At 61.7% G+C, this 25,930-nt stretch carries 24 protein-coding genes; 15 read left to right on the top strand and 9 right to left on the bottom strand.

The genetic code is table 11. The annotated features are described in order from the left end of the window. Positions 1–1,605, bottom strand: coding sequence for an ATP-binding protein (locus CFE428DRAFT_RS17240; RefSeq protein WP_006980892.1), 1,605 nt, complete (start codon positions 1,603–1,605; stop codon positions 1–3). 130 nt (positions 1,606–1,735) lie between these two features. Here CFE428DRAFT_RS17240 and CFE428DRAFT_RS17235 point away from each other — a divergent pair, with 130 nt between their 5' ends. Both CFE428DRAFT_RS17235 and CFE428DRAFT_RS17230 read left to right on the top strand, forming a co-directional pair. Continuing rightward, a complete protein-coding gene (locus CFE428DRAFT_RS17235) occupies positions 1,736–2,620 on the top strand; it encodes an MBL fold metallo-hydrolase (RefSeq protein ID WP_157447556.1) in 885 nt (294 codons plus the stop codon). Positions 2,621–2,716: 96 nt separating this feature from the next. Next, positions 2,717–3,574 carry a PEP-CTERM sorting domain-containing protein gene (locus CFE428DRAFT_RS17230; RefSeq protein WP_042725203.1) on the top strand — a complete coding sequence of 286 codons (858 nt, stop codon included), beginning with the start codon at positions 2,717–2,719 and terminating at the stop codon, positions 3,572–3,574. 6 nt (positions 3,575–3,580) lie between these two features. Here the strand turns inward: CFE428DRAFT_RS17230 and CFE428DRAFT_RS17225 are convergent, their stop codons facing one another. Then, positions 3,581–4,039 carry an SRPBCC family protein gene (locus CFE428DRAFT_RS17225; protein ID WP_006980889.1) on the bottom strand — a complete coding sequence of 153 codons (459 nt, stop codon included), beginning with the start codon at positions 4,037–4,039 and terminating at the stop codon, positions 3,581–3,583. Between the two features lie 186 nt (positions 4,040–4,225). Here CFE428DRAFT_RS17225 and CFE428DRAFT_RS17220 point away from each other — a divergent pair, with 186 nt between their 5' ends. After that, positions 4,226–4,789 carry a hypothetical protein gene (locus CFE428DRAFT_RS17220; protein ID WP_006980888.1) on the top strand — a complete coding sequence of 188 codons (564 nt, stop codon included), beginning with the start codon at positions 4,226–4,228 and terminating at the stop codon, positions 4,787–4,789. 9 nt (positions 4,790–4,798) lie between these two features. On the opposite strand, the gene CFE428DRAFT_RS17215 is transcribed toward CFE428DRAFT_RS17220, so the two are convergent. Next, the gene (locus CFE428DRAFT_RS17215; RefSeq protein ID WP_006980887.1) at positions 4,799–6,019 is read right to left on the bottom strand and encodes a type II secretion system F family protein; all 1,221 of its coding nucleotides are present in this window, start codon (positions 6,017–6,019) and stop codon (positions 4,799–4,801) included. Between the two features lie 178 nt (positions 6,020–6,197). Between CFE428DRAFT_RS17215 and CFE428DRAFT_RS17210 the strand changes: the two genes are divergently transcribed. The 6 genes from CFE428DRAFT_RS17210 to can all read left to right on the top strand — a co-directional run bounded on the left by CFE428DRAFT_RS17210 (position 6,198) and on the right by can (position 12,847). Continuing rightward, a complete protein-coding gene (locus tag CFE428DRAFT_RS17210; protein WP_006980886.1) occupies positions 6,198–6,668 on the top strand; it encodes a hypothetical protein in 471 nt (156 codons plus the stop codon). After that, complete coding sequence (locus CFE428DRAFT_RS17205) at positions 6,661–7,887, top strand: C39 family peptidase (protein ID WP_157447555.1); 1,227 nt, start codon at positions 6,661–6,663, stop codon at positions 7,885–7,887. Before CFE428DRAFT_RS17210 ends, CFE428DRAFT_RS17205 begins: the two co-directional genes overlap by 8 nt. A gap of 174 nt (positions 7,888–8,061) precedes the next feature. Next, on the top strand, positions 8,062–9,231 hold the full coding sequence (locus tag CFE428DRAFT_RS17200; RefSeq protein WP_006980884.1) for a hypothetical protein: 1,170 nt from the start codon (positions 8,062–8,064) through the stop codon (positions 9,229–9,231). A 69-nt stretch (positions 9,232–9,300) separates the two neighbouring features. After that, complete coding sequence (gene rpsO / locus CFE428DRAFT_RS17195) at positions 9,301–9,555, top strand: 30S ribosomal protein S15 (RefSeq protein WP_006980883.1); 255 nt, start codon at positions 9,301–9,303, stop codon at positions 9,553–9,555. Between the two features lie 312 nt (positions 9,556–9,867). After that, a complete protein-coding gene (locus tag CFE428DRAFT_RS17190) occupies positions 9,868–12,018 on the top strand; it encodes a polyribonucleotide nucleotidyltransferase (RefSeq protein ID WP_006980881.1) in 2,151 nt (716 codons plus the stop codon). Positions 12,019–12,205: 187 nt separating this feature from the next. Next, positions 12,206–12,847 carry a carbonate dehydratase gene (gene can / locus CFE428DRAFT_RS17185; RefSeq protein WP_042725201.1) on the top strand — a complete coding sequence of 214 codons (642 nt, stop codon included), beginning with the start codon at positions 12,206–12,208 and terminating at the stop codon, positions 12,845–12,847. Positions 12,848–12,909: 62 nt separating this feature from the next. Here the strand turns inward: can and CFE428DRAFT_RS17180 are convergent, their stop codons facing one another. The 3 genes from CFE428DRAFT_RS17180 to CFE428DRAFT_RS17170 all read right to left on the bottom strand — a co-directional run bounded on the left by CFE428DRAFT_RS17180 (position 12,910) and on the right by CFE428DRAFT_RS17170 (position 16,496). Next, positions 12,910–14,595, bottom strand: coding sequence for a glycoside hydrolase family protein (locus CFE428DRAFT_RS17180; RefSeq protein ID WP_165920083.1), 1,686 nt, complete (start codon positions 14,593–14,595; stop codon positions 12,910–12,912). A gap of 78 nt (positions 14,596–14,673) precedes the next feature. Continuing rightward, positions 14,674–15,393: a response regulator gene (locus CFE428DRAFT_RS17175; RefSeq protein ID WP_042725200.1), complete on the bottom strand. Its 720-nt coding sequence runs from the start codon at positions 15,391–15,393 to the stop codon at positions 14,674–14,676. 263 nt (positions 15,394–15,656) lie between these two features. After that, positions 15,657–16,496 carry a hypothetical protein gene (locus tag CFE428DRAFT_RS17170; RefSeq protein ID WP_006980877.1) on the bottom strand — a complete coding sequence of 280 codons (840 nt, stop codon included), beginning with the start codon at positions 16,494–16,496 and terminating at the stop codon, positions 15,657–15,659. A 239-nt stretch (positions 16,497–16,735) separates the two neighbouring features. Between CFE428DRAFT_RS17170 and CFE428DRAFT_RS17165 the strand changes: the two genes are divergently transcribed. Beyond that, positions 16,736–17,509: a polysaccharide deacetylase family protein gene (locus CFE428DRAFT_RS17165; protein ID WP_006980876.1), complete on the top strand. Its 774-nt coding sequence runs from the start codon at positions 16,736–16,738 to the stop codon at positions 17,507–17,509. Between the two features lie 34 nt (positions 17,510–17,543). On the opposite strand, the gene CFE428DRAFT_RS17160 is transcribed toward CFE428DRAFT_RS17165, so the two are convergent. Beyond that, positions 17,544–18,107 carry a hypothetical protein gene (locus tag CFE428DRAFT_RS17160; protein ID WP_006980875.1) on the bottom strand — a complete coding sequence of 188 codons (564 nt, stop codon included), beginning with the start codon at positions 18,105–18,107 and terminating at the stop codon, positions 17,544–17,546. Positions 18,108–18,138: 31 nt separating this feature from the next. Between CFE428DRAFT_RS17160 and CFE428DRAFT_RS17155 the strand changes: the two genes are divergently transcribed. The 5 genes from CFE428DRAFT_RS17155 to CFE428DRAFT_RS17135 all read left to right on the top strand — a co-directional run bounded on the left by CFE428DRAFT_RS17155 (position 18,139) and on the right by CFE428DRAFT_RS17135 (position 24,069). Further along, positions 18,139–19,956 (top strand): glycosyltransferase, encoded by a 1,818-nt coding sequence (locus tag CFE428DRAFT_RS17155; protein ID WP_006980874.1) that lies wholly within the window; start codon positions 18,139–18,141, stop codon positions 19,954–19,956. A 17-nt stretch (positions 19,957–19,973) separates the two neighbouring features. Then, complete coding sequence (locus CFE428DRAFT_RS17150) at positions 19,974–20,288, top strand: hypothetical protein (protein WP_006980873.1); 315 nt, start codon at positions 19,974–19,976, stop codon at positions 20,286–20,288. A gap of 106 nt (positions 20,289–20,394) precedes the next feature. Continuing rightward, complete coding sequence (locus CFE428DRAFT_RS17145) at positions 20,395–21,372, top strand: hypothetical protein (RefSeq protein ID WP_042725199.1); 978 nt, start codon at positions 20,395–20,397, stop codon at positions 21,370–21,372. 80 nt (positions 21,373–21,452) lie between these two features. Further along, a complete protein-coding gene (locus CFE428DRAFT_RS35085) occupies positions 21,453–23,327 on the top strand; it encodes an alpha/beta hydrolase (RefSeq protein WP_006980871.1) in 1,875 nt (624 codons plus the stop codon). A gap of 28 nt (positions 23,328–23,355) precedes the next feature. Further along, positions 23,356–24,069 (top strand): NlpC/P60 family protein, encoded by a 714-nt coding sequence (locus CFE428DRAFT_RS17135; protein WP_006980870.1) that lies wholly within the window; start codon positions 23,356–23,358, stop codon positions 24,067–24,069. Here the strand turns inward: CFE428DRAFT_RS17135 and CFE428DRAFT_RS17130 are convergent, their stop codons facing one another. Both CFE428DRAFT_RS17130 and CFE428DRAFT_RS17125 read right to left on the bottom strand, forming a co-directional pair. After that, positions 24,070–24,981, bottom strand: coding sequence for an ABC transporter permease (locus CFE428DRAFT_RS17130; protein ID WP_006980869.1), 912 nt, complete (start codon positions 24,979–24,981; stop codon positions 24,070–24,072). It lies immediately after the preceding gene. Next, entirely contained in the window at positions 24,978–25,925 is a 948-nt protein-coding gene (locus tag CFE428DRAFT_RS17125; protein WP_131989294.1) for an ABC transporter permease, read from the bottom strand. Before CFE428DRAFT_RS17125 ends, CFE428DRAFT_RS17130 begins: the two co-directional genes overlap by 4 nt. Positions 25,926–25,930: the final 5 nt, after the last annotated feature.

Raw genomic sequence — 25,930 nt, 5'->3', positions numbered from 1 at the left:
TCACGCCATCAACTTCGCGATCGCCGCGCGCAGTTCCAACAGCGAGACCGGCTTACCCACGGTGAGGTCGACAAACTCCGATTGATCCTCAGGATCATCCGACACGCCGTAGCCGGTAAGCATGATCACCCGGGTGGCGGGTTCGCGCGACTTCACGGCGACGGCGAGTTGATCGCCGTTCATCTCCGGCATCACTTTGTCGGTGATCAAGAGATCGTATTCGCGCTTCTCGAAGAGCCGCAGTGCTTCGCGGCCGTTGCTCGCCACGTCCACTTTGTGCCAGTCGCGTTGCAAGGCATCGGAGATCAGCTCGCATTGGATGGGTTGATCATCCGCCACCAACACCCGTAGCGGCCGCGATTTCAAAAGAGCGACTGACGGCTGTTCGGCAGCAGCGACGCTGGTATCGCTCGGGAAAGAGAAAGTGAAAGTCGTCCCCCGCCCCAAGGTGCTTTCGATCGTCACTGTTCCTTCGTGCCGCTCGACGATGCCGTAGACCATCGACAGCCCGAGCCCGGAACCGCGATCCCCTTTGGTGGTAAAGAACGGCTCGAGGCAACGGCGGCGCACTTCCTCCGTCATCCCCGTGCCGGTGTCCACGACGGCGAGTTCGATGCGGGCCCCCACCGCGCGCGTGCGCAGCAGGATCCGGCCGCCCTGCGGCATGGCGTCGACCGCGTTGAAGATGAGATTCGTCAGCATCTCGCGCAACTCCGGCGCATTGCCGCGGAGCGGCGGGATCGGCGAGAGCTCCATCATGACCTCGATCGGCATCCCGCGCGCGATCGTTTCCGCGGACCAGCGCGGCCGGGTGAAGGTCACGGCCTGCTCGACGATGGCATTGAAGGGCAGCGGCTCCCGCGATTCGCCCGGCTCCGTGGGCCGATGGAATTCGCGCAGCCGGTTGACGATCTCCGCGGCGTCCAGTGACGCCGTAACAATCGTGTGCGCGTAGTCCACGAATTTGTCAGCCGCGACATGCTTGCGGCACTCGTGCTGGAGCAACTCGGCGTAGCCGAGAATCATGGAGAGCGCGTTGTTGAAGTCATGAGCCACGCCCGTCACCATTTCGCCGAGCGCGCGCAAGCGTTCCTGTTGCACCACGGTCTGCTGGGTGGTGCGCAATTCGACGAGGCTCTGCTGCAACTCGTCGCGCGTCCGCTTGAGCGTGGTCTCCGCTTCGTGGCGCGCCGTTACGTCGACGACGAAGCCTTCGTAATACAGCAGCCGCCCGACGTCATCGCGCACCGCCACCGCATTCTCCGAAATCCAAATGATGCTGCTGTCTTTGCGGCGGATTTGGGATTCAAAATTCGTGACCTTGCCCTCCCGCTCCATAATCTCGAGAAACTCCGTGCGCCGCCCGGCCTGCACATAGAGCTGGCGGCCGATGTCCCGCAATTGCTCCTGCAACTCCTCCGGCGACGCGTACCCATAGATGCGCGCCAGCGCGGGATTGGCCTCCAGATAGCGGCCTTGGGGCGTCGTCTGGAAAATGCCTTCGATCGCATGCAAAAAGATGCCGCGATAGCGCTGCTCTTCGGAGATGAGCAGTTCTCCGTGGGTCGGCTTGGATTTGATCTTGGTGGGTGTTTCCCGTTTCATCCCTCGGGGGCAAAGGCGGCTTGGTGACTACGCGTCTGGTCGCAAATGGAGTGCCACGCTTCGCCATTTCTTCCCCCGGGCGCGGAGAAAAATGATGCGTTTCACGCTCCGCTCCGATTTTCTCTGCCTGGTGAGCCGATTCCGTTTCCTGACCATGATGGTGCAAGACAGCCAGCGCGCCATCCTGCCCGCACCTCATCGCCCACGCCCGCTCGACTGGCACGACGATTCCGTAACCGCCTCCTGGCTCGGCCACGCCACCGTGCTCATTAACTTTCTCGGCGTGAACATCCTCATCGATCCCGTCCTTTTCGACCGCTGCGGCATTCGCGTACCTCCCCTCACCGTCGGCCCGAAGCGCTACATCGACAGCGCGCTGAAACCCCATGACCTCCCGCGCATCGACCTCGTGCTGCTCACCCACGCGCACTTCGATCATCTCGATCTCCGCACCCTGCGCAAGGTTTCGCGCGATGCCGTCGTCGTCACGGCGCGACAAACGGCGGATATCTTTCGCGGGATTCGCTTTCGCAAAGTCGTCGAGCTCGACTGGAGCCAATCCTGCGAGATCGAGACGGTGCATGGCGGCATCACCGTGAGCGCATTTCAGCTCCGCCACTGGGGCGCGCGAATGCAGTACGACAACTATCGCGGCTACAACAGCTACCTCTTCGAGCGCGGCGGCAAGCGACTCGGGCACACGGGCGACACTGCCCGCACGCCCGCGCATCACCTCGCCTCGCGTGGGCCGATCGATCTGCTCTGCGTCCCGATCGGCGCCTATCAACCGTGGATTCATGCGCACTGCACGCCGGAGGAAGCCGTGGCCATGGCCGATGAAGCCCAGGCGCGTTACCTCATGCCCATTCATCACCAGACATTCAAGCTGAGCTGGGAGCCGATGGAGGAACCGATCCAGCGTTTCACCCGTGCACTGCAGAACGCGCCGGACCGGATCGCGCTCACGGAAATCGGCCAGACATTCGTCCTGCCCGGCTCGGTGAAAACGGCTTGAAGGCGCGGACGGATGCGCCTTTATTTGGGCTCCCCCATGGCTTGTTCGAGAATCCCGTTTCCTTATTTTCTTTGCGGTATCTGCAGTGCGGCCTTTTTGCTCACGTCCGTGCCGGGCCGTGGGCAAACCACGATTGCCAGCGATACCTTTGAGCTCGGCGATCATCCCACGGGAAATCGAACCGTCACGACGGGAGGAACCGACGGTATTGTTTTCTATACGCACAATTCTACCGGCGCCAGTTACAGCCCCGGCATTGTTTCCGATCCCACCTTTGGCTCGCTGGTCCTCAATAACAATGACAGCACGACCGGCTCCGCGGGCGAGGAGATCATTGGTCTGCTGCCCACTGCGGTCACCCTGGTAAATCCCAACGATTTCATCACCCTGAATTTCTCCTTCCGTTATTTGAACGTGGCCACGGCCTCGGCAAATAGCGCGGGATTCCGTTTCGGCATCGAGTCCTCCAATGGCACAGTGCTGACCGGCGATAACCATGGAACCACCGCGGACGATGACCTGGGGTACTACATCCAGAACGGCGTCGGAACCACCGCGCCTGCGGGCGGCAACACTTTCTACAACGAAGCGGGCGGCACCGCCCCGATTCTCGGCGGAACGGATCGCGCGGTCATCAACGCGACGACCAGCGGCGTCGCCATCAACGACGACCTCATTCACACCGCCTCGTTCACCATCACCCTTCTTTCCGCCACGAGTATCAAGCTCAGCATGGTACTGGATGGCACGACCACGGTGCAGACCAATGCAAGCACCACGAATATCCGCACGACCTTCGATGAGATCGCCTTTGGCGACGGCTTCGTGACCTCGCCCGTGCAATTCAACCTCGATAATGTCCAGGTGGTGAGCAACGTCGTGCCGGAACCGGGCAGCGCCGCTCTCCTGGCGGCTTCCTCGTTGTTGCTGCTGGCCCGGTGCCGGAGGCGTTAAAGCGGTTTAGCCGAAGATTTCAGCGACGGCCTGGTGGCGGAAGGCGAAGATGCGTTCGAGTTGCGGGGCGACCAGCGGGGCGTGCGCGAGTTCGCCGAGCCAACCGAAGGGCAGCGCGTAGTGCACGAGATCGCGGATTTCCGTGCGGCAGCCATCGAGCGCGGTGAAAAAATGTTCGTGATGCCAGATCGCATAGGGGCCGACGCGTTGTTCGTCGACGAACCGATGCGGTTCTTCCACGTGGGTGATCTCCGTCAGCCACGACACCGGAATGTGAAAAAGTGGCCGGACCCGGTAGGAGATCATCAGGCCCGGATAGATTTTCGCGGGCACTTCGCTGCGAACATCGAAGTCCAGCGATGGCGGCGTGATCCTTTCGAGATTTCGCGGGTCGGAGAAAAAGCTCCAGCAGGCCTCCAGGCTGGCCGGCACAATCTGCGTGCGGTGGAGAGTGTGAACGGGCATCGCTTCATTCTACGCATCGCCGGGAAAAGTGGACTCTCAAACGTGTATCCACCAAACGAATGCGATGGCTATCTTGTTAAACAGCCATATACCCCACCGGTGCGAGCGAAGGCGATTCCCTGAGGTTCCATCGATATTTTCGCTTGAGCGAGCGGAGGAATGCCGGTTGTCTTGACCTCTCCTTTCATGATTTATTCCCTCAAGTTGGAGACCGCCTTTATTCTGGTCGGTGTGTGGCTCATCGTCGCACACGGACTGGCGCTCTTCAAATCTGCCGCCGCGAAAAGCTGGTTACGCACTTTCCCCCGCTCGAAAAAGTGGGGCATCGCGCTGGCGAGCGTGGCCGCGGTCTGGTTCTTTTTCCTCGTGGCCAAGATGGATCTCGGCGAGTTCTCCAACTGGCGACCGACGGTGCTCATCGCCACGCCGATTGCCTGGGTATTGACGTGGAAATACGTCGATGAATTCCTCGCGGTGCGGGCTCTTGGGATGGTTGTGTTGCTGGCGGCGGAGCCCCTTCTGGAATCCGCCTTCCTGCGTCCGGAACCGTCGGCGCAATTTTTGCGGGTGCTGGTCTATGTGTGGATCGTTTTCGCGATGTTCTGGGTCGGTACTCCCTATACACTGCGTGACCAGATCAATTGGGTCACCGCCGCGGAAAAGCGCTGGCGTCTCGCCGCCATCGGTGGCGTCGTTTACGGAGTGCTCCTCCTCGGGCTGGCGCTGACGCTTCCGAAGCCGGTGGCTTGATTTCTTTTCTTACCCCTTCGCCGAGGAGACGACGTCGTTCAGCTTGAAGATCGGGAGGAACATCGCGATGACGATGCCGCCGACGATCACACCGAGGACAACGATGAGGAGCGGCTCGATGAGGGAGGTGAGCGCATTGAGAATCGCCTCGATTTCTTCGTCCCAGAAGTCGGCCATCTTCTCGAGCATGGCGTCGATCTTGCCGGTCTGTTCACCGGCGCCCACCATACGGACGAGCATGGGCGGGAAAATCTTCTCGCGGGCCAGCGAACTGGCGAGGTGATCGCCCCTCTCGATGTCGGCCGAGACCTTCTTGATCGACTCTTCGACGACGTAGTTGCCGGAAGTATCACCGACGATGGACATAACCTCGAGGATCGGCACACCGGCGCGGATGAGCTGGGCGAAGGTGCGGGCGAAGCGGGTCATGCAAATCTTGTGCACCAGCGGGCCGAAGACCGGCAGCTTGAGCTTGTAGGTATCCCAGAGTTGGCGGCCGCGCTCCGTCTTGAGGAAAGCGCGCACCCCGAAGATCGCACCACCGATGCCGCCGGCGATCCAGTACCAGTTGCCGCGGATGAAGGACGAGAGATCGAGCAGGAATTGGGTCGGGGCCGGGAGATTCGCACCAAAGTCGGCGAAGATTTCACCGAAGACCGGCACGACCTTCACGATGAGGAAGGTGGTGATACAGAGCGCGATGCAGAGCACGATGACCGGATAGGTCATGGCCGACTTCACCTTTTTCTTCAAGCGGGCCGCGGATTCGAGGAAGGTGGCGAGACGATCGAGAATCTCCGCGAGCAAACCGCCGGATTCACCCGCCTTCACCATGCTCACATAAAGACGATTGAAGACGCTGGGGTGCTTGGAAATGGCTTCGAAGAAAGAGTCGCCCTGTTGCACGAGCGCGCTGACCTCACCGATGATGCGGCGCAGGCCCGCCTGGCGCTTCGGATCGGCCTGCTCGTACAGCGCGGTCAGACCGGCGACGAGCGGGAGACCGGCGTCCACCATCGTGGCGAGCTGGCGGGTGAAGAGCACGAGATCCGTCTCGGTGATCTTGCCCCGGGGCGCGCCCGCCTTGCCGCCAGCCTTCTGTTGGAGCGAGAGCACCATCAGGCCGCGGGACATCAACGTATTGATGGCATTGTCTTCGTTGAGCGCTTCCTGCACGCCGGAAACGGTCTTTCCGGAAGCGTCGCGGGCTTGATAGGCGAAAGTGAGCATACCGGTGAAAAAAGCATGCTTGGTGCCAAAGCGTCTGGGGAAATGTCCCGAGGCGGGAATACGCCCCGTTTTCCTCTTGCGGACGGCCCATTTTCGGATCAGAGAAGGACCCGGGTTTGGCTCTCAAATTCGCGAGCCAGCGGTTCGTCGACGTCAGCCCATTTACCCCATCCAGACTATGAAAACGCTCCTCGCTCTCGGCGTCGCCCTCGGGTTGCCCAGTCTGTCTGCTCTTGGCATCCCGCAGACGATTCAATCACCCGTGCTGGTCGTCGGCACGAACCTCACCTTCGAGCAACTCGCCACCGATCCGGGCTCCTGGGGCGCAACCAGTTCGCTCAAGGGAAACTGGAAGACGCAGGGCGACACGCTCACGCTCGGCGATCCGGTCGCGGTCTTCGGCATTGCGGCGGATGAAATCACCGCGCGGCAGCAGGACGGGCAGGTGCAGAGTTTTCGCGTTGTCTTTCGCCCCAAGGAAAAAAGTACCGGCAATCTGCTGAGCCGGGTCGCGGCCAATGTGCGGGCCTTCACCGGAAACGCCGGGACGAAAGCCGGCGACACCACCGTTTTTAAATACAAGGGCGTGACGATCACGCTGCGTTCCGGCGCGGCGCATGAAGTCGTGGCGGAGTTTACCCGTGCCTGAGCCTGCCCTCATGCGTCGTCTCCTGCGCCGCAGCCCGCTGGCCATCCTGGGTTGCCTGGCTCTGGTCGTGGCGCGAGCCGAGGAGACGCCGGCGCCGATCGTCGATGCGCTCACCAAGAGCGCCACATGGACCTCGCCGGAATTCCTCGCCCTGTGGTCGAGGCCGCCCTCCGGACAAACTCGCGTGTGCCTGCGCTACAAGGGCAACCCGCAAATCTTCGGCGTCCAACCGGAGGCGATTCAGGGCTGGTTCGACAATGGAAAGCTGACCTCGATCACCATCACCTTCCTCGATTCCGGGGCGTGGTTTGGCTACGTGCCCGACGCCGAAGCGCGCACCGTAGCGCAAACCAAAGGCCCCACTTTCATCACGCTCTATAAGCAAGTCTCCATGGCGGTGGCGCAAGGCCTGGAGCAACTGGCCGGCAACAAGGGCAAGGAAGTGACGATCGGCCTCGGCCTGCTCAAGCATCCTGCCCGAGTCTTCCACCAAGGCGACCTAGCCTCGCGGCTCACGCTCGACCAGGATCAACTGGTGAAGGTCAGCATCTTCCCCAATGAAGAAATCGCCGCCCAACTGCTGAGTCCGGAGCGGCGCGCCTTGAAACGCGATCAGGCGGCGAAGGCCTTCGTCGGGGAAGTGCATGCGTTGCCGGATGGCGATCGGCTCATCGAGACCGTGCCCGTCATCCCGCAGGGCGATCGGGCCTATTGCGGTGTCTCCACCCTGGCCATGGTCATGCGGTATCTCGGGGTCGGGCTCGACACGGAGGATTACGCAGCCGCGGCAGGCATCCACTTCGGCAGTACGGTGCGGTCGAAGATCAAGGAGACCTACGACGCCGCGGGCGAGACCGCCGAATTGCATCTACCGAAGACGACGAAGTTCGATTTTATGAAGGCCAAGCAGAGCCTCGATGCCGGGCTGCCGGTCATCGTCTTTCGTCGCTGGAGCCAGGAGCGCGATTACCTGCACACGACTTTCGCCCGGAACTTCGCCGCCAATCCGGCGCTCGAGCTACCGAAGCCCGATCTCAACGACCAAAAGCTCTGGCCGACGAAGGACGGCTTTGCCCACGCATCCGTAGTGAATGGCTACAACGAAAAGCGGCGCGAAGTCATTTTCAGCGAGAGCTGGGGCGAGAACGTCCGCAATCGCCGGATGCGCGTGGAGGAATTGGAAGGGACGAGCTACCTGGCTTACTACCCGCACTTTTAGATGGAAAACGGGCGTTCGTTGCGGGTGAGGAAAGGCAGAACATCCAGAGGGGGAAAGGCAGAACATCCAACGTCCAACACTCAACATCCAACATCCAATCACCGAGGCGGCGCGCTTTCTGGAGCGGCAAAGCGGCGGTCCATTGGAGGTTGGGTGTTGGGTGTTGGAAGTTGGATGTTTTTCTTCCTCCTTCCTCTCCACGCCGAGGACCTCCACCAATGGACCCTCCACGGCGTCGCTCCTTTCCAAGCCGAGATCATCGCCGCCGATGGCCTCCGCGCCACGCTGCAGGTACCGGGCCGAGGTAAAACCGTCATCCCCTTTACCCTCATGAGCGCCGAAGACGCCGCCTACGTCCAGGACTGGCGCAAGGCGAACCCGAAGGCGCCGCTCGTCAATCCCGAACGACTCGCCCCGTGGCCGACCGCGGCCGCGGCGGAGAGTATCGATGTGCAGATGACCGGCGATGATGCGGCCACCTCGCACTACACTTACGAAAGCGCCCATTTCATCATCGAATCTGACCTCAAGCTGCCCGTCGCCGTGGTGCGGGAGATCGTTGCGGTCTTCGAGGCCACGCGTAAGGCGCTCATCGCCATCCCGCTCGGGCTCCATCTCGGGCACGAGTCGCGCAAATACTCCGTGCTCATGCTTTCCAATGCCAACGATTACGGACACGCCGGAGGCAATGGTGGCAGCGGCGGCACCTACAATCCCTTCACCCGGCAGATGCTCATCCTGCTGCCCAATCTCGGGATCAAGCCCGGCACCAACGGCCTGGGACTCGATTTCCAGCGCAACCTCTTCGTCCTCAAGCACGAGGTCACACACCAAATCCTCGGCCGTTGGCAACCCTTCCTCCCCATGTGGCTCAAGGAAGGGTTGAGCGAGTGCCTGGCCGCGACGCCCTACACCCGGGGCCGCTACTCCTTCGAGGGCCTCGATGCCGCCATGCACGATTACGTCCTGAAGTGGCGCACGAACCCCAATCAGCGGGACCTCCAGTTGATCCCGCCCGCCCAACTCATGACCCTGGATGGCGACCAATGGAACGCCGGGGTGGCCGCGCAATCGGCCTATCCTTATTACAATTCCGCCGCCCTGCTCACTTACTACTTCCTGCATGCGGATGGAAAAGGCGACGGCGCCAACCTCGCCGCCTACTTCGACGACATCCGCCGCGGCGTTGACACGGAAAAGGCTGAAGCTGAACATCTTCTGCGCGGGCGTACCCGGGAAAACCTGGGGACGAACCTGCAGAATTTCGGCCGAAAACTGGGCCTGAACCTAAAGATCGAGGCGCCCGTCCAGATCCGCCCATTTGAAGCGCCACACGCAAAATGAAAAGTTCCACTTGCCAAGACGAAAATCTCCCCCATACTGCGCGGCCCTACATTAAAGAATTTGATTGATATGACTGATACCAAGGACATCAAGGCGCTGCAATTGCACGAAAAAGACACCGGCAGCGCCGATGTGCAGATCGCGTTGCTGACCCAGCGCATCAACCAGCTCACCGAGCACTTCAAGACGCACGTCAAAGACCATTCTTCCCGCCGCGGCCTGCTCTTGCTCGTCGCCCGCCGCCGCAAGTTGCTCGAGTATCTCAAGCGCACCTCGCCGGACCGTTACAAGACGGCCATCGAGAAACTCGGCTTGCGCAAGTAGCCATACGGATTTTCGGAAACGTTCGCCCGCGACTCAGATTCGCGGGCGAACTCTTTCCACCCTTTCATTTTTTAACCCCTTTCGCCCGGCAATAGGGCCGGACGAATTAACCACAAATAAAAAAAGGCTCCCCCGGCACCGTATCTCAACTGAGTTCTCTCCTCCGCCGTTCTCTTAATCTTAATCCTAATCTTAATCTTAATCCCTTGGTAAGCAGGGGATTAAGATTAAGAGTAAGATTAAGAGTAAGACCGCCGCAGGGACACCAGAGATTTCCGGGAATGCGGTGTCGGATGCCATACGCAAAACGCAATGAGTATCCATAACGTCACGGCGCACATCGGCGCCCACCCCATCACCATCGAGACCGGCAAGCTCGCAAAACTCGCCGACGGTGCCGTCACCGTCCGAAGTGGTGAAACCATCGTCTTCATCTCGGCCGTTTCGGCCACCACGGTCAAGGAAGGCCAGGACTTCTTCCCACTCACCGTCGACTACCGCGAAAAGGCCGCGGCGGTCGGCAAATTCCCCGGCGGCTATTTCAAGCGCGAGGGCCGTCCTTCGGAAAAAGAAATCCTCACCTGCCGTATGACGGACCGCCCGCTGCGTCCGCTCTTCCCCAAGGGTTACCTCTACGACACCCAGATCATCGGCGTGCTCCTGAGCGCGGACGGTGAAGTCGATCCCGACATCCTTTTCATCAACGGCGCCAGCGCCGCCCTGATGGTCAGCGACATTCCGTTCGCCGGACCGGTGGGCGCCGTGCGCGTGGGCCGCGTCAACGGCCAGTTCATCGCCAACCCGACTCACTCCCAGATGGCCGACAGCGATCTCGACCTCGTCTACGTGGGCAATGCCACGGACGTGATCATGATCGAAGGCGCCGGCGACGAAGTCCCGGAAGAACAGTTCATCGCCGCTCTCCACTTCGCTCAAACTGAAGTGAGCAAGATCGTGGCGCTGCAGCAGGAACTCGCCCAGAAGGTGGGCAAGGCGAAGCGTCAGGCCGCACTCTTCACCGTGAAGGACGAACTGATGGAAGTCGCCTACGCAGTCGCCGGCGATCGCATCGAAGCCGCCATCTACAACAAGAGCAAAGTCGCCCGCCAAAAGGCCATCGCCGCGCTCAAGGACGAAGTCAGCGCCGCGATCATCGCCAAGTATCCCGAAGCGACGAAGTTCGAGATCAGCCAGGCCTTCGACTACCTGCAGAAGAAAGCCTTCCGCGTTTCCATTCTCGACAAGCAGACCCGCTGCGACGGACGCGGCCTCGACCAGATCCGCGACCTCAGCGCCGAAGTCGGCCTGCTCCCGCGTTCCCACGGTTCCGCACTCTTCCAGCGTGGTGAGACGCAGGCGGTCGCTCTCGCGACTCTCGCGCCCGCCGACGAAGCCCAGGAGCTCGACGGCTACACCGGCGGCGAGACGACCAAGCGTTTCATCCTGCACTACAACTTCCCGCCCTTCTCCGTCGGTGAAACCGGCCGCACCGGTTCGCCCGGTCGCCGCGAAATCGGCCACGGTGCGCTCGCCGAGCGCAGCGTCGAGCCGGTCATTCCCGACGTGACCAAGTTCCCGTATGCCATCCGCGTGAGCAGCGAGGTCATGGAATCGAACGGTTCCACCTCGATGGCTTCCGTCTGCTCGGGCGTGCTCGCCCTGCTCGACGCCGGCGTGCCGCTCAAGAAGAGCGTGGCCGGTATCTCCTGCGGTCTCGTCACCGAGTTCCGCGCGGACGGCCAGCTCGACCGCTACACCATGCTCACCGACATCATCGGCAGCGAAGATCACTTCGGCGACATGGACTGGAAGCTCTGCGGCACCCGCGATGGCGTGACCGGCTTCCAGCTCGACCTCAAGCTCCCCGGCATCCCGCTCAAGATGATGGAGGAAGCGATCTACCGCACGCGCGACGCCCGCATGAGGGTGCTCGACGTGATGGACAGCGCCCTCTCCCAGCCGCGCACCGAGCTCAGCAAGTACGCTCCGCGCATCGAGACCATCCGCATCAATCCCGACAAGATCGGCCTCATCATCGGGCCTGGTGGCAAGACCATCAAGGGCATCGTCGCCGAGACCGGCGCCGAGATTAACATCGAGGACGACGGCTCCGTGCACATCTACTCGAACAATGGCGATTCGCTCCTGCGCGCGAAGCAGATCATCGAAGGCATGACCAAGGAGATCTCCGTCGGCGAGATGTATCAGGGCCGCGTGGTCACGATTAAGGAATTCGGTTGCTTCGTGGAAGTGCTGCCCGGCAAGGATGGCATGGTCCACATCAGCGAACTGGCTGACTTCCGCGTGAACCGGGTCGAAGACGTCGTCAAGATGGGCGATGTCATCTGGGTCAAGTGCATCGGCGTCGACGAAAAAGGCCGCGTGAAGCTCTCGCGCAAAGCCGCGATGAAAGAGCGCGGTGAAGCCGCCGCCGCCGCTCCCGCGGCCCCGGTGAACAGCTAAGCACCCACTTCAGCAAAAACTCAACAGACCGCCACTCGGATTTCCGGGTGGCGGTTTTTTTTTACACCCAACACCCAACATCCAATGGCGCAAGCGTCTGCACAGGCGAACTCTGCCATTGGATGTTGGATGTTCTCCCTTTCCCCCTTGGATGTTCAGCCTTCCGTACGTTACATCCTCCGCGCTCATGTCCGATCCTACCGACCTACTGAAACGCAACCGCGCCTGGGCCGACCAGCTCAAGCAAGAGGACCCTGAATTCTTCCAACGCCTCGCCAAGGCCCAGGAGCCGAAATACCTCTGGATCGGCTGCGCGGATAGCCGCGTTCCGGCCAATCAAATCCTCGGCCTCGTTCCCGGGGAAATCTTCGTGCATCGCAACGTGGCCAACGTGGTCGTCCATTCCGACCTGAACTGCCTCTCCGTCCTGCAATTTGCGGTCGAAGTCCTGAAGGTCGAGCACGTGCTCGTCGTCGGCCATTACGGCTGTGGCGGTGTCGCCGCCGCGCTGGCCAATCGCCGCCTTGGCCTCATCGACAACTGGCTGCGCCACATTCAGGACATCCGCCTCAAGCACAGCGTCCTCATCGACGCTCATGCGGAAGAAGGCCGCGCCGATCTCCTCTGCGAACTCAACGTCATCGAACAGGTCGTGAATGTCTGCCAGACCACGATCGTCCAGGATGCCTGGGAACGCGGCCAGGCGTTGAACGTCCACGGCTGGACCTACGCTTTGCAGGACGGCCTCATGCAGGATCTCAAAATGAGCGTCTCCGGCCCCGGCGAAGTCGCCACCGCCTACCAAAGCGCGCTCGAGAATCTGCGCTGAAGCGCTATCGCCGGGTTCAATGAACCCGCTTCGGCTTCACTGAGCTGAGGCCGGCTATAACGTCACCCGTAGTGCAAGTGCGCCTCGAGCTTCTCGAGTTGCACGCCGGTTTTTCCTGACTCCGGCTTGCGGCTCGCGAGTTGCACCTCCGCCACATTGGCGCCCTGCTTCCAGGCTTCGACGGGAACCGCGAAATCCAGCCGCAGGAGCTTCTGCTGCGGATTGATTCGATATTCGCCGGCTCCTCCCGAGTTCGGTTGCGGCTTGGGTGAGAAGATCTGTGCGTCCTTCCATTCCGGATCCCGCGTGATCAGAGACAGATTCACTCCATTCAAACGGGCCACGAAGGAATCGTTCTCCTCGGCCTGAAACAGGACGCAGCGGAGGAGGAGGCTGGACTTCGACGCAGGCGTATCCGCGATATGCACCGTAAACCGCACCGGCGTTTCCCCTTGCTCCAGCCGCTTCGGCAGCGGCGCGGTGTCGTTGCGATTGAAGAACCCTTGCGCCCACGGATAGCCACCCCGACGTTCCACGGCGAAGAACTTGTCCTTGCCGGCCATCGTGGCCAGATCGCCCACTTCCCGATAGGCTTCGCCCTGGGCAAGCGGCGCCACCTCACTGCCCATCGCACGACAGACCTCGGGTGTGCCGATCGACCAATTGAAAGTCACCACGCTGTTTGCTCCGCGCTGCCAGTGGTTGGCAAAGACCCCGCGAAGAAACTCGATCGGCCCATGGCGATAGCCATCCGTCGCGTGATGATCGTCAAAGCAGGGCTGCAACTGCACGTCCTTCCCCACCGCCGCGCGCACCCCTTCGACATCCACGTCCATGGTGCGGGAACCGAGGGTGAGGATATCCACCAGACGCTGCTCCGCCCACGCGCGCACGTCAAAACCATCCGCGTGGCAGCCATCGATCGTTTGTGGCACCTTGGCCGCGAGCAACAACGGCCGGCCACGCTGCGCCGCCACTTCCAAGGTCATCCGCCGCACCTCGCGCAGGAATTCCGTGACGCTCTCCCGCAGTTCCCATTGCCGTCCCACCGGCAGGCAGGGAATGTGACGCGAGAAGTCGATCTGCAACCCATCGAAATCATAACGCGTGGTCAACTCGCGCAGGATGGCGACCTTGTAGGCGCGCAACCCTTCCGCCGCCAGATTCCACGTCCCGTGCGGCCACCAATCGGCCGCCACGACCCAATCGGGATGCTGGACCTTGAGCGGATGCGGCGTCTTCGAATGGCCGACTCCCGGCACGAACTCCACTTCGCAAATGCGATGATTCCAAAAGACCTCCCGCTTGCGCCGGCGCGTCTCGGCGACCAATTGCTCTACCCAATCGATTCCCGCGTCCAGCCATTGCCGGACGAGCGGATCATCCACCGGCAGTAACACTTTGCTGGGATAGGCTGATCCCAACGGACTGCCCTCGATGTCCCACCAGATCGCATCGACCTGGCTGCCCGGCTCGTCCACATAGGCAAAGAGCGCCTCGCGAAATGGCTCAAACGCAGCGCGACCGTCGGGGTGGAGCTTCCAATAGCTCATCACCACGTCGTTCGCATCGTATTGCATCACGATGCGCCGCCGACGTTGCCGCACGGCCGCCTGATGGTCGTCGGGCAAAACCACCGGCTCCGGCTCAGCCCCTCGAAGCCAACTCCGCGTCAGCCACGCACCGACGCCGGTGGCGAGAAAGCAGCGACGATCCATTTTCGGCAACAAAGAGCGCGGGGGAAGCATGGCGAATTCTGCCTGCCTTCCCCGCTTGCCGTCACGACGTTTGTCGGCCTCAGCAAACAAGCCGCGTTGAACAGCCGCTTAGGCCGCCGCCGAGCGCCGCTCGTCGAGACGTTGCGCGGCATCCATGAGCAGGCTTTCCCACGAGCACTCGATCGTGCGCCTGGCAAAGCCGACGCACGGATGCTCGATGACCTGGCCCCGTTTCCAACCGATGATTTCGTAAACCGCTTCGACTCCCTGCAGTGCTCCCGCGGAAGCATCGACGATCTCGCCATCCTCGAAACGCACGCGGCCAACGTGTTGCTCGGAGACAAACTCCACGACCGTGGTGGCATTCGTGAGGCACTTGAGTTGGAGAATGTCCGAGGGAGTCACATTCTTCAGGATCGCGTGGAAGTCCCCTTTCCCATCATCGATCGAGACCAGGTCGAGCGCGGACCGCAATTGATCAATGAAGGTCGGGATGTGCAGCGGCTTTTCGAGAAAATGCAGTGCGCCGAGCGCCGCCGTGAGCGCCGCGTGTTCCGGCAGCGGCGAGGAGGTCATGACGATGGCCCGGGCCGAGGGATGTTCGACCGCCATTTTCCACATGAAATCGAGCCCATTCCCATCGGGCAGGTTGATATCGACGATGAAGAGATCGATCAGCAACCCCTCAGCTCGCGCCTTGGCTTCCTCCACGCTAAGCGCCCAGAGAAGGCGCACGTTCGGCATCTCATGCATCACCGCACGCTCGATGAGCAACCCCGTGGTGGGGCAGTCCTCGAGCAGAAAGATGATGGGATGTTTCGGGACCATTGGCGTTGTAAATCGCTTGTGTGACATTAGCAGGCTCGATGCCACCAAAGGCATGTTCCCCGGCACTTTTACGTACTTTCCACTCTTGCCGCCGCAGAAAGCGGCCTTGGTTACTCTGATCGAACAGAACAAAACGAACTCCGTGATATAATTTTTACCCATGTCGACTCCCGCCAGCTCGCCCCGTCGATTTCCAGTTACTCTCGCAAAAACGATAGCAGCGGCGGCCAAATGCGACCGCCGCTGCCCGACCAAACCCGGATTTACAGATCCTGCTTGTGCGCGATGAAGGTGCGATAGAGTCGCAGGATTTCGGTCAGCGCCACGAAGAGACCGTTGGTGTGGTCCTCGGTGACCGGCCCGCGCGGCGAATACAGTTCGATCTCGAACGGATAGGGCCGCACGTCCGCCGGCGGGCTGAAACGGCCCGTCGCATAATCCGCCGTGCGCGCATAGCGATCGCCGGGGCGTACTTTCACCGCCTGCGTGGCGAGCGGCAAGGCCGCGGCCGCGGCTGCCAGAGCGGGTTCAACGACCTCCGAGGCGATGAGTTCACTGTGCACGGCCGCGTAAAAGCCGCGCGCGGAAGAATCGGTGCGCAGCGAGATCAGGCCGTTGAATCTCCACTTGTGCAGTTGGTGTTTGAAGAACTGCACGTCGGCTTCCGCTGAATCGCGGGCAAAGCGGGCCTCGAAATCCGCCAGCGGCGCGGCATCCGCCGTGAAGCCGCGCACGTTGACCACCGGATATCCGAAGAGCGCGAAATCGCGGCTCGAGTGTGTGCTCTCCTTGAGCAGGAGCAACAGCCGCGCGAGGGCTTGGACCGTTTCGAGATTACCCGCCTCAAAACCGGCGAAGAGCCCGAGCCGGATAGGCTGGCCGCTCCCGCGCTGGCCGAGGACGAGAAATTTCGAGACGTCGACGCTGGCCTCGCGCAATTGAAGAGGCTGCCGGCTGGCGACGAGGCTCAAGGAATCGCGCGCCGCGGCGTGCAGCGGGGCGAGGATTTCCTCGACGGTGAGAGCGGAATCCGCCGGAGCGGTGGCTGGACGAGAAGCGGGGTGAGCAGTGTGCGGAGAAGTGTGGATCGAAATACGGGACATGAAGGCAAATAAGTCGCGACCCCGTCCGCGCTTGCGGTAAATCGGTCGCCATGAGCGTTGACCTCCAGTTCGAACTGGTGGGAGGCTGGGCACGAGCACAAGGATCGTTCCTGCTGCGCTATTTCTCTACTATTCCGATATACTTATGCAAGGGCTAATCTTTGTATGACACATCCCGGCGTCACGCACGTCTCCGGTCCCGCGGCAGGCCCAGGTCCGGTAGGGAACGCTTCGCGCCTATGATGACGACGCCCCATCGCTCGCTGGTCGTGTCGCTGCACGACGTCTCGCCTCTCACCCATGTGGAATGCGCGGCGATTCTCGAGGAACTGCGTGCGCTCGGCGTGGCGCGCACTTCCCTGCTCGTCATCCCGGATCATCACCACAAGGGACACATGCTGGCGGATCCCGCGTTCGGCGCGTGGTTGCGCGAGCAGGCCACCAATGGGCACGAGGTCGTCATCCACGGCTATCATCATCAGCGGCCGCGACGGGACGGTGAAAAATGGAGCACCAAACTCACCACGCGTTTCTACACCGCGGATGAAGGCGAGTTTTACGACCTCGGCGGCGCGGCCACGACCGAGTTGGTCACGAAAGCGCGCGCGGAATTCTCCCAACTCGGCCTCATCCCAGCCGGCTTTATCGCGCCTGCGTGGCTGCTCGGTGCAGAAGCCGAAACCGCGCTGCGCGGTCTGCACTGCGAATACACCACCCGGCTGGCCCATGTCCTGGACTTCCGCACCGGCCGCACCTTTCCCTCGCAATCCCTCGTCTGGAGTGTCCGCAGCGCATGGCGCCGGCAAATGAGCCTCGCTTGGAACGCCCTGCTCTTTAAGCGGCTCGTCCCGAATCCTTTAATGCGTATTTCCATCCATCCTGTCGACCGGCGGCATCCGAAGGTTTGGCAACAAATACGTGAACTCATCATGCGTGCTCTTGCCGACCGCCAGGCACTCACCTATCTCGCTTGGCTGGGCAAAGTGAGAAGTGAAAGTGCAGGTGGAACGTGACGCCTCCGCGCCACGCCATCTCCACGATCGCTCCTCAGTTTCGCTTTCCAATCCCATGAAAGCCGATCTCCACCTGCACTCCCGTTTCAGCGACCGCGCCCCGGAATGGCTCTTCCGCCGCGCCGGTCTTCCCGACAGCTACTCGGAGCCCGGACGGCAATACGAGAAGCTGCGCGAGCGCGGGATGGATCTCGTCACCTTCACCGATCACAACCGCATTGAAGGCTGCCTCGAAATCGCCGGGCGGGCGGGCGTTTTCATCAGCGAACAGGTCAGCACCCGTTTTCCGGACGACCGTTGCGAAGTGCATCTCCTGGTGTGGGGCATCACCGAGGCGCAGCACCGCGAGATCCAGGCGGTGCGGGACAACGTTTTCGACCTGCAAAAATATCTCGCCGCGGAAAATCTCACGCACGCCGTCGCGCATCCGTTTTACCGAGCCGATGACCGGCTCTCCCTCGCGCACATCGAGAAACTCGTCCTGCTCTTCCAGCATTTCGAGGGACTGAATGGACTGCGCGACAAGCTGCTCAGCGAAGTCGCGACCTTCGCCTTCACCCACCTCACGCCGGAGAAAATCACCGAGCTTTCCAATCATCACAAACCTCCCGCCGACGCACCCCGGAGCCGTGGAAAGAAAAATCCTCATCGCCGGCTCCGACGATCACGGCGGCATCTATCCCGCGTCTGCCTACACGGAAACCGAAGACGGCCGCGGCGTGGCCGATTTTCTCACCGCCATCCGCGAAGGCCGCTGCACCATGCACGGCGCCGGCGGCACACCGCTCGCCGCCTCGCACAGTCTCTACAACAATCTGCGTCAATTCATCGGCAGCAAAGTTGCCGGCGCGAAAAGCTCCAGCCTGCTGGGCAAGGCGTTCTCGCGTTTCATGGAGGGCGAGGACCCGACGGAATTTTCATGGACGGACAAGCTGGGCTTCCTCGCGGAGGGCATTGCCAGCGGGAAGATCTTCGAGCTGGCCAAGCCCGCCAATGCCTCGCTGTGGAAACAATTTTCCACGACTTTCAGTGGCAGCGAAATCAAGTCGCTGCTCGCCCGTGAGACCGAGGGCATCGTCGAACCGGAGCGCCGCGCCTTCGTCATCGCGAACTTCTTCATCAATCAGCTCGCGTTCCGCTTTTTCACCACCTTCATCCAGCAGATCTCCAGCGGCAATATCATCGAAGCCATCCAGGACATCAGCGTGCTGCTGCCCATCCTCGCGCCGCTCGCGCCCTACGTTTACGCCTTCCGCAGCCAGGCGCCGGATCGCCGTTGGCTGACGGAAGTGAGTACCGCGCTCACTGGCGACAAGCCGGATGGCCTGCGCAACCGCAAGCGCGCGTGGTTCACCGACACGCTGGAGGATGTGAACGGGGTCGCCAATACCATCCGCAAGCTCACCGCCGCCTGCGTGGCCCAGGGCAGCGATCTCACCGTCGTGACGTCGCGTTCGACGATCACCATCACCGGCATCCCCATCAAGAATCTCGCGCCCGTCGGCGAATTCGAACTGCCGGAATACGAACTGCAGAAGCTGAGCTTCCCGCCGATCCTGCAAATGATCGATTACATCCAGCGGGAGGGTTTTACCGAACTCATCATTAGCACCCCTGGCCCGATCGGACTCACCGCGCTGCTCGCAGGCAAGATCCTCGGTCTGCGCACCAGCGGGATTTATCACACGGATTTCCCGCAATACGTCCGCATCCTCACCGACGACAATTTCCTCGAGACGCTCACCTGGAGCTTCATGAAGTGGTTCTACGAGCAACTCGACCTGCTCTACGTGAACAGCGAAGGCTACCGCCGCGCATGGATCGATCGCGGCATCCGGCCCGAGCGCATCCGTATCCTCCCACGTGGACTCGACACCACGCTCTTCACGCCCACGCGACGCGATCCGGAGTTCTGGCAACAGCATGGCATCCCGCGCGACAAAACCGTGCTGCTCTACGTCGGCCGTGTGTCGAAGGAGAAAGACCTCGATATCATCGTGCAAGCGTGGTCGAAGCTCGGCCGCAACGGCACCGCGCTGGCCTTCGTCGGCGATGGCCCGTATCTCAAGGAATTGCGCACCCTCGTGCCCGACGCCGCTTTCACGGGCTACCTCGCCGGCGTGGAACTCGCCCGCGCCTACGCCTCATCCGACGTCTTCCTTTTTCCCAGCACCACCGACACCTTCGGCAACGTCATCCTCGAAGCTCTCGCCTCCGGCATCCCATGTGTCGTCTCCGATCAAGGCGGCCCCAAGGACCTCATCGAACACGGGAAGACCGGTTTCATCACCCACGCCCTCGACGCCGAGGATTTCTCGAAGCGTGTGCAACAACTCAGCGAAGATCCCAATTTGCGCCAGGCAATGAGCGCCGAAGCCCATCGCACCGTGCAGGATCGCGATTGGAGCGAAGCCGCCCGGATGTTCTGGGCGATGTCGGACGACTAGATCGAATCCCCCGGCACATGAAATACGTCCTCCCGAGTGTCCTGCTCATCCTGGCCCTCTACATCGGCGCCTATTTCACCGTGCTTTCGTTGCCCTCAGGATTTCATCTCCGCCGACCGGTCAGCAACTCGGCCGTCATCGAAACCAAATATCTCGAAATCAACGGCGAACTCATCGCCGACTATCGCGGCATTCCCGAGAGCGTCTTCGCGCCGGTCCACGCATTGGACAAAAATTACCTGCGTCCCCACTACTGGTTCACTCCACGTGACCAATCGACGTCCTTTGATTGGCTGCTCGGCCAAATGTCGACCAGCAGCAAGGCACCGTGACGTTTCGTCGATGTCACGACCCATCCGATTGTTCCTCCGCAATCGCGTAAGGACTGTCGGCGCAGTTTGCGCCTATCGAAACGAGGATTCGCGGATTTGTAGCGACGTGACTCGCTTTCCACACCTTTTCCTCGCCGCGGTGATTTCCACCGCCACTCTCGTTTCCGCCCACGCGCAGGCGCCCAAACCGAGGCCCACTTTATGGATGAGCCCGTCGGGGCGGGAGAAGGGGCAGGCGTTCCGCGATTTGTTTGAGCGGCCAGACGACTGGAAGGACACGCGGGCGATGGTCGATGTGCTTTTCTGCACCGATCTTAGCTTTACGCGGGATGGCTTCACCGATGCCGAACTGACGAAATGGTTCGCCCAGGCGAAGGCTTGGAACTTGAAGTTCGCCATGGAAGTGGGAGCGATCAAGGAATGGGGCAAAAAGGGCGCGGAGTGTTTTGCCAAGGAGGAGAAGAATTGGGAACGCTTGCAAAAGCTCGGCGCAAATATCTACGCCGTGGCGATGGATGAGCCGCTGGTCTGCACGCGCGAGCACATTCACGAGTCGGATGAATACGCGGTCGAGGAAACGGCGAACTACGTCGCCGAAGTGCGGAAACATTATCCGAACATTCTCGTGGGCGACATCGAGGCGTATCCGTCATCCTCCGTCGAGGAACATGAACAGTGGATCGAGGCGCTGAACAAACGGCTCGCGGAGAAAGGCGTGCGGAAGCTGGACTTTTACCGACTGGACGTCGACTGGCTGCGCTTCGAGGCGCAGGGCAAGGGTTCATGGAAGGATCTGCGCCGGCTGGAGATTTGGTGCAAGCAGCACCAACTGCCGTTTCAATTGATCTACTGGGCATCGGGGTATCCGGCGGCCAGCCACCGCGGGCTGGCGGATGACAGCACCTGGTACACGGCGATCATGCAGCAGGGCTACGACTACGCGCTGATCGATGGGAAGCCGAATGCGTATGTCATCGAGAGTTGGATCGACGCGCCTTCGCAATGCGTGCCGGATAGTGCCGAGTGGACGTTCACGCGTTCCGTGCGGGATTTTGCGCGGAAGTTCGTGAAGCGGCCGGAGTGAGGTGCGTTTTTCGGAGGGACGCGCTCCGCTTCCCAGCATTGCCAACCCAAGAAAAACCGCGCCATGCTGGTTCTCTCGCTATGCATCCCCGTCTCTCCCCTTTCCTCGCGGTCACGCTAGCCGGCGCCGTCGCCGGTTCGTTGTTCGCGGCGGACACTCCCTCCGCACCCGCAGCCCCGGCGACGCCCGCAGCCAAGCCAGCCGCCACACCCGACCCGACGCTCCCCAAGCCCACGCTGGAGAATGTCCACTACGGCGACCACGAGCGACAGGTGCTCGATTTCTACAAGGCGGAATCCGACAAGCCGACGCCGCTGCTCTTTTTCATCCACGGCGGCGGTTGGGTGACGGGGGACAAAAAGAATCCCGGCTATCTCAAGCAGATGCTCGCCAACGGCATCTCGGTGGTCTCGATCAACTATCGCTACTCCTGGCAGGCGCAACTCGCGGGCATCAAACCCCCGGTCAAAGCGCCGCTCGAGGACGCCGCGCGCGCGTTGCAATTCGTCCGCAGCAAGGCCGCCGAATGGAATATCGACAAGCAGCGCATTGGTGCGTCCGGCGGCTCGGCGGGCGCGTGCTCGAGCATCTGGCTCGCCATGCACGACGACATGGCCGACCCGAAGAGCACTGATCCCATCGCCCACGAATCCACCCGCCTGTGGTGCGCGGCGGTAAATGGCGCGCAGACTTCGCTCGATCCGGAGCAGCTCAAGGAATGGACCCCGAACAGCCGCTACGGTGGTCACGCGTTCGGGCTCATGGATCCGAACAATCTCAAGACGCGCGATACTCGCTTCGCGGAATTCCTCGCGCGCCGTGACGAGTTCCTGCCGTGGATCAAGGAGTATTCGCCCATCGAACATGCCAGCGCGGATGATCCGCCGATCTATCTCATTTACGCCGCGCCACCCGCGCTGGGCCAGGAGCAGAAGGACCCGACGCATACCGCCAACTACGGCGTGAAGCTGCAAGAAAAGCTGCACCGCCTCGGCGTGGAGTGCGAGCTGGTCTATCCCGGCGCGCCCGAGGTGAAGCACAAGAGCATCGATGCGTTCTTGATCGAAAAATTGAAGGGACCGGCCCCGAAATCCGCGCGGACCAAGCCGATCTATCATCCGCCCCAAGGCGTGGAAGTGCAGGAAGACGTGGTCTACGGCAAGGTCGACGGTACTGAACTGCACGTCGACATCGGCTATCCGAAACAGAACCCGGAGAAGCTGATGCCCGCGGTAATGCTCATTCACGGCGGCGGCTGGTCCGGCGGCACGCACAAGGGTTACATGCCTCTCTCGCTCGCTGAGCACGGCTACTTCGTCGCCACAGTCGAATATCGGCTGAGCGGCGAGGCGCCGTGGCCCGCGCAGATCGAGGATTGCAAGTTGGCCGTCCGCTGGCTGCGCGCGAATGCCGCGAAATATCATGTCGACCCGAATCGCATCGGCGTGATGGGTCACAGCGCCGGCGGTCACCTCGTCTCCTGCCTCGGCACGCTGGGCGATGACACCAGCCTCGACGTGGGCGATTATCACGACCAGAGCAGCCGCGTGGAAGCGGTCGTGGACGAAGCCGGTCCGGTCGATTTCACGCCCGCCGGGCGGCCCACTGTGGGCACCAACATGGACGACCATCCGGGGCTCGTGAAACTCTTCGGCGGTGGTTACGACGCGAAGACGGATGCGTGGAAGCAAGCGAGTTCCGCCCTGCACGTCACCGCCAAGACGCCGCCGTTCCTTATCTTCCACGGCGAAAAGGATCATCTGGTGCCGATCCATCAAGCGGAAGAAATGGCGGATGCCTTGAAAAAGGCCGGTGTGCCCTACGAACTGATCCGCGTGAAAAACGGCGGCCACGGCCTGCGTCCCGACAAACCGGAAGACGGCGCCGCCGATCCAAACCCGCAAGCCCAACAGGACCTTATCCAGCACTTCTTCGATCAGCAGTTGAAGAAGTAGCGGCGCTGCGGCACAAGGAGGCCGCATCATGCTTACCGCCCGCACGCGCTGGCTCTTCTGGGTCGCCGGAGTTGTCCTCTGGCTGGCCGTTTGGCTATTCCCGGTGAGCACCGGACTGACCCGCCTGGCTGGACTGATCCTGTTCCCTATCGTCTGGGCGGGGCTGATCGCGCTCCTCTGGCGGCATCGCGCGTGGCGGGCAGTGTTGCTCGGCATCACCGGCGCAGTCTCGCTGTTTCTCGTCTGGCCGACGAAAGCGGCGCCGGACCGCGCCATGCTGCGCGCTGCTTATCTGCGCGGGATGGCTCGTTATACCGGCACGCATTATTACTGGGGCGGCGAAAGCCCCAAGGGCATCGACTGCTCGGGCCTGATGCGGCGTGGGATGATCGACGGCTTGTGCCTCGAAGGTTGCCGGCATCTAAATCCGGCGATAGTCCGCCAGGCGTTCGACCTCTGGTGGCACGATTGCACGGCCAAGGACTTCATGCAGGGGTATCGCGGGCTCACCACGCCCGTGCTGACTACGCCGAGCCTCAATGCCCTCGACTATTCACGCATCGCTCCCGGCGACATGGCCGTCACTGATTCCGGCCTGCACATCCTGGCCTACGCCGGTGAACAACGCTGGATCGAAGCAGACCCGGATGCCGGGCGCGTCGTCACCGTGGCCGCTCCGGCGCCGGGCAACGATTGGTTCACCGGCCCGATGAAGATCGTGCGCTGGCGTCTGCTGGAGTAGCTACCTCCGCGCCCGCGGATCGAGGGCGTCGCGCAACGCATCGCCGAGGAAATTGAGCGAGAGGAGCGTAATCGACATGACCAGCGCGGGGTAGAGCAGCAGCCACCAATAGCTGTGCACCGGATTGATGACCTGGGCGCCGTCGCTGAGCAGGCTGCCCCAGCTCGCCTGGGGCGCTTGCACGCCGAGACCGAGGAAACTGAGGAAGCTTTCATCGAGAATCACCGCCGGAATCGTCAGCGTCAGATAGACGATGACGATGCCGGCGATATTCGGCAGCAGATGGCGGAAGATGATGCGCGCGTGGCTCTGGCCCAAGGCGCGCGCGGCGGTGACAAATTGCAGGTTCTTCAGCGAGAGCACCTGCCCGCGGACGATGCGCGCCATGGTCAGCCATTCGATGAGACCGAGGGCGAGGATGAGAATGATGATCTTCGAATAACCGACCATCGAGAGATAACCGTGCGCGGCCAGCCAGATCTTGAAATGCGTGTCGAAGACAAACGTGAAAAGGATGAGGATGATGAGGCGGGGCAGCGCGTAGAGAATCTCCACCAGGCGCATCATGATATTGTCCGCCCGCCCGCCAAGATAGCCGGAGACCAGCCCATAGGTGGTGCCAACGAAAAGGCTGATGAATGCCCCGCTAAAGCCGACGAGCAGGGAGATGCGCGCGCCCTCGAGGATGCGCGCCAGCGAATCGCGCCCGTTGTTATCCGTGCCGAAGTAATGCGCGTGGCCGGGCGGTTGGTATTGCGCGCGGGAGGTGGCGTGCGGGTCGACGTGATAGAGCAGCGGCCCGAAGATCGCCGCGAAGACGATGACCGCGAGAATGAGCATCGCTCCCATGGCGACGGGATTTTTCCGCAGGCGCGCCCAGGTTCCCGGTGGAGGAGGCAGGGCGTCGCTCATTCGAGGTGGATGCGACGGTCGAGCCAGGTGTAGGCGATATCGACCACGAGGTTGAAGAAGACCAGGAGCAGGCAGTCGACGATGACAACGCCCTCGAGGAGGAAGACATCCTTGCTCTGGATGGAATTCACGAAGAACGGACCCGCGCCCGGGATATTGAAGATCGTCTCCACGACGATGGAACCGGTCACGAGGCTGGCCGCCAGCGGCCCGAGGTAACTGACCACCGGGAGGATCGCGACCTTCAGCGCGTGCTGGTAGACCACGCGTCCTTCGCTCAGCCCCTTGGCGCGCGCGGTGCGCACGTAATCCTGCTGCAGCACTTCCAGCATACTCGTGCGCATGAGTCGCGCGATGTAGGCGACATAGGGGCCGGCGAGCGTGATCGCCGGCAGCACGAGGCTCGACCATTCCGTCCAGCCGCCCACCGGCAGCAGCCGAATCTTGATGCCCAGGAGCATGATGAGCACGGGACCGACGACGAAATTCGGAATGCTGATGAGGAACAGCGCGGCGAGCATCGCCGAGGTGTCGGTGGGCGAATGATGTCGCACTGCCGCCAGGCTGCCCAGCCACACGCCACCTGTGGTAGCGAGCAGAAACGCGGCGAAGCCGAGCGTGGCCGAGATGGGCAGGCTCTGCGCAAGCAATTCGCGAACGGTGCGGTCGCGATACTTGAGCGAGGGCTGGAAGTCACCTTGCAGGAGGCCGCTATATTCGCCGCGCGAATTTTTTCGCACGCCGAGGTAGGTCGTGTATTGCTCCCACAGCGAGCCGTCCAGGTTGTAACGCGCCTGCAGTTCCTTGAGGATCGTCGGTGGAATACTGCGCTCGCGCGTGAAGGGTCCGCCCGGCGCCAATTGCACAAGCACGAACGTCAGCGTGATGACGCAAAAGAGCACCACGATCATCGAGGCGAAGCGGCGGAGGATAAAGGCGAACACGGGTC

The sequence above is a fragment of the Chthoniobacter flavus Ellin428 genome, assembly GCF_000173075.1.
Lineage (GTDB): Bacteria > Verrucomicrobiota > Verrucomicrobiia > Chthoniobacterales > Chthoniobacteraceae > Chthoniobacter > Chthoniobacter flavus.
Note: the sequence above shows the minus strand (reverse complement) of the source record. Positions and strands in the feature narration are given on the sequence as shown.